This window comes from Kitasatospora sp. NPDC085464 (assembly GCF_044541955.1).
Taxonomy (GTDB): domain Bacteria; phylum Actinomycetota; class Actinomycetes; order Streptomycetales; family Streptomycetaceae; genus Kitasatospora.
In genome coordinates this window covers 132,396-139,277 of sequence record NZ_JBITTM010000028.1, presented here as the reverse complement: position 1 = coordinate 139,277, position 6,882 = coordinate 132,396, and the positions used below count along the sequence as shown (strand labels likewise).

Annotated in this window: 5 protein-coding genes; 4 read left to right on the top strand and 1 reads right to left on the bottom strand. The window is 69.0% G+C overall.

Features of this window, described 5'->3' with window-relative positions; genetic code table 11:
• Positions 1-107: 107 nt before the first annotated feature.
• On the bottom strand, positions 108-482 hold the full coding sequence (locus ACIGG8_RS24900) for a hypothetical protein (protein ID WP_396550809.1): 375 nt from the start codon (positions 480-482) through the stop codon (positions 108-110).
• A gap of 312 nt (positions 483-794) precedes the next feature.
• On the opposite strand from ACIGG8_RS24900, the gene ACIGG8_RS24895 reads away from it, so the two are divergent.
• The 4 genes from ACIGG8_RS24895 (at position 795) to ACIGG8_RS24880 (ending at position 6,875) form a co-directional block, all read left to right on the top strand.
• Positions 795-1,385: a hypothetical protein gene (locus ACIGG8_RS24895; protein ID WP_396550807.1), complete on the top strand. Its 591-nt coding sequence runs from the start codon at positions 795-797 to the stop codon at positions 1,383-1,385.
• Positions 1,385-3,265 (top strand): TniQ family protein, encoded by a 1,881-nt coding sequence (locus ACIGG8_RS24890; RefSeq protein ID WP_396550805.1) that lies wholly within the window; start codon positions 1,385-1,387, stop codon positions 3,263-3,265. Before ACIGG8_RS24895 ends, ACIGG8_RS24890 begins: the two co-directional genes overlap by 1 nt.
• A gap of 595 nt (positions 3,266-3,860) precedes the next feature.
• Positions 3,861-4,274, top strand: coding sequence for a VOC family protein (locus ACIGG8_RS24885; RefSeq protein WP_396550803.1), 414 nt, complete (start codon positions 3,861-3,863; stop codon positions 4,272-4,274).
• Between the two features lie 204 nt (positions 4,275-4,478).
• Positions 4,479-6,875: an ATP-binding cassette domain-containing protein gene (locus ACIGG8_RS24880; protein ID WP_396550801.1), complete on the top strand. Its 2,397-nt coding sequence runs from the start codon at positions 4,479-4,481 to the stop codon at positions 6,873-6,875.
• The last annotated feature ends 7 nt before the right edge of the window (positions 6,876-6,882 follow it).

Genomic DNA, 6,882 nt, shown 5'->3' with positions numbered 1-6,882 from the left:
CACCGGCCCGAAGTTCAGCCGATCGATACCTCCTTCACCTGGCTGTCCTTACTTACTTGGAGCGACCTCGTGTCGCACCTGATCGTTTCAGAATGGGAGCCGGACAGTCATTCGTCGTCGAGCCGCTGGAGAACCTGCGTGAAGTCACCGCAGTCGAGGAGGCCGGCCAGCACCTGCGTCATGTTGTCGATCCCGGAATCCCGGACGATGAGGCCGTCGGAGCACCAGAAGTAGCGGCCGTCCAGTGCCTCGCCAGTACTGGACCACCTCTCCATGATGCGTTCGACCTCGGCAAGCGTGAACACGGTCGCGCTCCAGCGTGAACCGTCCGCCGTCAACCGGACCTCGACGTCGACGTTGCAGACGGTGTCCAGAGGTTCGCCCGCGTTGGGCAGGAATGACGCCTCGAAGCGATCTGTTCGGACGCGATACCAGGGCTCGTCCCATCCCTGCTCAGCGGCTTCGGCTCCGGAGTCAGTCATTCAGGGAGTATGTCGGGCCAGCCCCGAGGGCTCAACCGGGTTCTCTGGCAAGCCTCAGCATCGTGATCACGCTCATCCGTCGTCCACGAGTGCCCCCACCACCACCCACCACCACCACCGGGCTCCACCGCGGCACCACTCAAACGGGTTACAGAGAACGGCATCCGTCACCGTGACGGACATGTAGTCTATGGATCGTCGCAGTTCAGAGCCGGTATCCGAGCTCCTGCGGTCGGTAAACTGGACGACATCACCCGCCTACGAATGCACCGCGCGGACGATCAGGACGTCCTCGATCTCATCCGGGCGTTCATGAGCATGAACCTCACTCTGGTGCTGGTCGGCGTCGACATCCCTGGCTCCGGGCTGCTGCGGGAGGCGAAGTGGGACGCCCGGCACCGGCAGTGGGTCATGCCGCCCTCCGAAGGCGCCCGCACGTTCGGTCTGGAGCCCACCCAGACCGAGCGGCGCTTCGACCTGGTCGACCTCGACCGCTTCCGATACACCACCCCCCAGCCGATCCAGGCCTTCCAGAATCACCTCGCCGGCATCGAGGACGGCCTGCGGCTGTTCGACGCGCGACCGGGGATGCTCACCGAGGGCACCATGCCCGAGTACCTGATGCGCCGCACCGGCGGCGTCGTGGGGCTGCTGACCCGCCTAATTGAGGACGGCGCTCAGGAGGCCATCGACAGTGAACGCGAGGTGCTGGACGAAGAGTTGTTGGACGAGATCGTCCTCAGTCTCGACGACCCCGGTCGCGATCCGGACTCCGGCGAGATCCCCGTGATCGACGCCGCCGCGGCCGTTTCGTCGAAGAGCAGCAAGCCCGGTGCCCGCAAGCGGGCACGCAACACCGTGTTCGACGACGGCGGCCCCCGCGCCGCTGGAGCGGCGCTCTGATGCCGGCGACCCCGGCTGAACCGCAACCGCTTCCGCGCAGTCTCGTCCCTCTGCCTGATGAGACTTTGCCCGGCTTCATCCTGCGGCTGTCCCACCGCCTCGACCAGAGTCCGGGGCAGCTCATGCGCCTGGCCGGCCTGACGAACAGCGCGAACCCGTCGAACGCCGCACCGGTGAGACACCTGGTCATGCTGCAACCGGCCCCGCTGGAGACCTTCGCCCGTCTCACGCGCTTGACGCCGGAAGAGGCTCAGGCGCTGACTCTGCGCCGGTTCTCGGGCCGCGATCCCGCCGTCACCGAGCTTCTGCAGCGTCCCGGTGGGAACCAGCACTCCAGAATGACGGTCCCACCCTGGCTGCTGCTGAACTCCAGCCGCTACTGCCCCCGCTGTCTGGCCGGCGACGGCACCGATGTCCAGGACCGCCACGGCGGGCCATGGAAGTTGCAATGGCGCCTCGCGACCGTCTTCGCCTGCCTGGAACACGGGATCCTCCTGGAACACCTCTGCCCCGCCTGCCATCACCCCCCGTTCGGCAACCACGGCCGGGAGAAGCGTCGCCTACTGGTGTCGGCCATCGGGGAAGCAGGACTGCATCCGGCTCAGTGCCGCAACGGCGTCCTCGCCGAGAGGGGCGCCCAGACCTGCGGCGGACGTCTGGACACTGCCACCGCCCGCCCGCTCAGGCCCGAACTCGCATCGCTGCAAACCAAGATCCTTGACGTCCTGGAATCGGGGACCGAGCCGACCGCTGCGGCCTCGATCAGCGACTTGCAGATCACGGCGGCGATTGTCGCGGGGACCTGGCCACTCTCCGCCGTCCACGCGCCGTTCGATCTCCCACCGGCCCTGGATGCGCTGCTGGACCGCCGAAACGCGATCAGGGCCGATGTCCGGTGGGACGCTCCCCCACGCGATGCCGACCTCACCGCGGCTCTGCTCTCTGCGGCCGACGCCCTTCTCGTCCAACCCCGCGCCATCTTCTGGCAGAACCTCAACCGCATCCTTCCGGCCGCCGTCCCCCAGTCCAGCGGCCACTGGGGACAGACCTGGACTCGGCTGAGGGAGCAGTGCTCACCCACGTTCCGGCTCGACGTCGAGCACTCCGCCGCCAACCGCATTCCCAAGCCGCCCAGGAAGCGCCAGCCCAAGCCCTTCGCCGATCCCCCGCTCCCGGTCGGCCAACATGGCTTCCTGCCTGAACACATCCCCCAACGTCTGCCGACGAGTTGGATGCGCATCCTATTCGACCATGGCGCCCAAGAGTCATGGCAGGACTCTGTCAACATGAGGTTCCGCCGCACGGCGGCCGTCGACCTCATCCGAGCCGCGACCGGGGTTTCCTTCCCCGAAGCCGCGAGGTTTCTAGGGATCTCCGCTTCCCGGGTCCACAGGCACGACAGCTGGCTCTCCACCACCACTCGGCACTACCCCCGCCGGCGGGACCACCAGCAAGCACTCACCGAAGCCTTCGCAGTCCTCGCCCAGCACATCGCCCGCACCACCGAGGAACCCGCCAACTACCACCACCGCAGGCTCCAGCTCACACTGTGGCACCTCCCAACCGACGAATGGCACACCATCCTGACCCAGTTGCCGCCCGTCGACGGAGACCACTCAACCGATCCCGGCCGCGACGTCCACCTCGGCGCGTCCGCCCACATCTGGGCCACCATCACAGGCAGCGAATGGGGCCTCGCCCCTTGCTTCGAGCCGCCGTTGACCAAGAACCCGACGTTGACCATCCCCGGATGGCCCCAGCATGCGGTCCTGGAACGCCTCCACAACCCGGCAGGAAGCCGCTTCTGGGGAATCCTGCGGAAGATCCTCGACGAGTACACCCAGCGGCTAACACAGAAGATCGACGCAAGCATCGCCTGAGCGCTCGTCTCACTCTCCGTAATCAACGGTCGTGACGACCGCCAACTGTCGCTTCCCGAAACCGCCAATCATCACTTCCAGCTGACGCAGCCACCTGCACGAACCGCAGACCCGCCCGCCAACTACCACTTCCAGTCACAACTGTGACCGGCAGCGCCAGTCGGCGAGACAGTCCTGGGTTGCGGCGGCCCGGGCGCATGCGGACGCGCATCGGTGGATCAGCTCTGGCGGGTGGTCCGCGAAGCCGAGCGGGAGCCGGCAGTGCGGGAGGATCGTTTCGAAGTTCGCTGCCAGCAAAGCTCGTTGACCTGGCGAAGCACTCACACCACACCGAGCAGTCACAACGACGGAAGCCACGGGTTGGTGATCTGCAAGCCCTCAGATGACCCTGTTCCCGGCAATCGCGGCGAGCGCATCCTGCACGCTCAGGAACTCCTCCGTGCCCGCCTGCGGCTTGTCCACCAAGGCTTCGCCGTGGACGGGTGCCAGGCACCCGGCTCAAATGATGGCAGCGACAGGTCGGGGCGGTCGAATCGATCGGACCGATCAGTTTTGGAGAAGCACCCGGCGCCGGCCCGCGCCTAGCGTTGCGGTCATGAGCGACATCACCATTCACTGGACCTTCCTCCCGCACACCGACCCCGAGGCCTCCCTCGCGTTCTACCGCGACCTGCTCGGCTTCGAGGTCCGCAAGGACGTCGGCGGCGGCGCGATGCGCTGGATCACCGTCGGCCCCGCCGACCAGCCCGGCGTCTCCCTCGTCCTGGAGCCGCCCGCGATCGACCCGGGCGTCACCGAGGACGAGCGCAGGACCATCACCGAGATGATGGCGAAGGGCACCTACGCCCGGCTCGTCCTCGGCACCGCCGACCTGGACGGCGTCTTCGACCGGCTGAAGTCCGGCGGCGCCGAGCTGGTGCAGGAGCCGACCGAGCAGCAGTGGGGCGCGCGCGACTGCGCCTTCCGCGACCCGGCGGGCAACCTGATCCGGTTCAACGAGGTGCGCTGAGCCGGCCGCCGGCGAACCGCCGCACCGCACGGCCGCCGACCCGCCGGCTCGCCCGGCCGGCGGGTCGGCACCCGCCACAGCCCGCCGGGCCCGTCCCCACCCCCACCGGCCGGACCGATCCCCCTCGACTCTGGTTGGATCGAGGGGACCGCCGACCGTGGCCGCGGGGACGGGCCCGCCCGATCGACAGGGAGAGACGACACGATGCCCAAGAGGACGGACGCGCACCCCGCGCCGCACGCCGCCGACAGCCATGACCTGATCCGCGTCCACGGCGCACGCGAGAACAACCTCAAGGACGTCAGCGTCGACATCCCCAAGCGCCGGCTGACGGTGTTCACCGGCGTGTCCGGCTCGGGCAAGAGCTCGCTGGTGTTCGACACCATCGCCGCCGAGTCCCAGCGGCTGATCAACGAGACCTACAGCGCCTTCGTCCAGGGTTTCATGCCCTCCCTGGCCCGCCCCGAGGTGGACGTCCTGGAGGGCCTGACCACCGCGATCATCGTCGACCAGCAGCGGATGGGCGCCGACCCGCGCTCCACCGTGGGCACCGCCACCGACGCCAACGCGATGCTGCGCATCCTCTTCAGCCGCCTCGGCACCCCGCACATCGGCTCGCCCAAGGCCTTCTCCTTCAACGTCCCCTCGATCAGCGGGGCGGGCGCCGTCACCGTCGAGCGCGCCGGCAAGACCGTCAAGGAGCGCCGCAGCTTCAGCATCACCGGCGGCATGTGCCCGCGCTGCGAGGGCCGGGGCAGCGTCTCCGACATCGACCTGACGCAGCTGTACGACGACAGCAAGTCGATCGCCGAGGGCGCGATCACCATCCCCGGCTGGAAGACCGACAGCTGGTGGACGGTCGGCGTGTACGCCAACTCCGGCTTCCTCGACCCGGACAAGCCGATCCGCGAGTACACCGGGAAGGAGCTGGAGGACTTCCTCCACCGGGAGCCGACCAAGGTCAAGGTCAAGGGCGTCAACCTCACCTACGAGGGCCTGATCCCCAAGATCCAGAAGTCGATGCTGTCCAAGGACAAGGACGCCCTGCAGCCGCACATCCGGGCCTTCGTGGAGCGCGCCGTCACCTTCACCGCCTGCCCCGACTGCGGGGGCACCCGGCTCAGCGAGGCCGCCCGTTCCTCCAGGATCGCGGGCATCAGCATCGCCGACGCCTGCGCGATGCAGATCACCGACCTCGCCGACTGGGTGCGCAAACTCGACGAGCCCTCGGTGACGCCGCTGCTCACCACCCTGCGGCAGACCCTCGACTCCTTCGTGGAGATCGGCCTCGGCTACCTCTCGCTGGACCGCCCGGCGGGCACACTCTCCGGCGGCGAGGCGCAGCGGGTCAAGATGATCCGCCACCTCGGCTCCTCGCTCACCGACACCACGTACGTCTTCGACGAGCCCACCACCGGCCTGCACCCGCACGACATCGACCGGATGAACAAGCTGCTGCTGCGCCTGCGCGACAAGGGCAACACGGTGCTGGTGGTCGAGCACAAGCCGCAGACCATCGCGATCGCCGACCACGTGGTCGACCTCGGCCCCGGTGCCGGGACGGCCGGCGGCTCGGTCTGCTACGAGGGCGGCGTCGAGGGGCTGCGGAGCAGCGGCACCGTCACCGGCCGCCACCTGGCCGACCGGGCGACGCTGCGGGAGAGCGTGCGCAGGCCCACCGGGAAGCTGGAGATCCGGGGCGCGGACACCCACAACCTGCGGGACGTGGACGTGGACGTCCCGCTCGGCGTGCTCACCGTGGTGACGGGGGTGGCCGGCTCCGGCAAGAGCTCGCTGATCCACGGCTCGCTGGGTCGACGGTCGGGGGCGGCCGGCGAGGGCGTGGTCTCGGTCGACCAGGGCGCGATCAAGGGTTCGCGGCGCAGCAACCCGGCCACCTACACCGGGCTGCTGGAGCCGGTCCGGAAGGCCTTCGCCAAGGCCAACGGCGTCAAGCCGGCCCTGTTCAGCGCCAACTCCGAGGGTGCCTGCCCGACCTGCAACGGCGCCGGGGTGGTCTTCACCGACCTGGCGATGATGGCCGGGGTGGCCAGCACCTGCGAGGACTGCGAGGGCAAGCGGTACCAGCCGGCCGTGCTGGAGTACCGGCTGGGCGGACGGGACATCGCGGAGGTGCTGGCGATGTCGGTGACGGAGGCCGAGGAGTTCTTCGGTTCGGGCGAGGCCGCGCTCCCGGCCGCCCACCGGATCCTGGAACGGCTGGCGGACGTCGGGCTGGGCTACGTCAGCCTCGGCCAGCCGCTCACCACGCTCTCCGGCGGTGAGCGGCAGCGGCTCAAGCTGGCCACCCACATGGCGGACAAGGGCGGGGTCTACGTCCTGGACGAGCCGACCACCGGCCTGCACCTGGCCGACGTCGGGCAGCTGCTCGGGCTGCTGGACCGGCTGGTCGAGTCCGGCAAGTCGGTGATCGTGATCGAGCACCACCCGGCGGTCATGGCGCACGCCGACTGGATCATCGACCTCGGCCCGGGCGCCGGGCACGACGGCGGGCGGGTGGTGTTCGAGGGCACCCCGGCCGACCTGGTCGCCGCCCGCTCCACGCCGACCGGCGAGGCCCTGGCGACGTACGTTGGTTAGCCGGCGG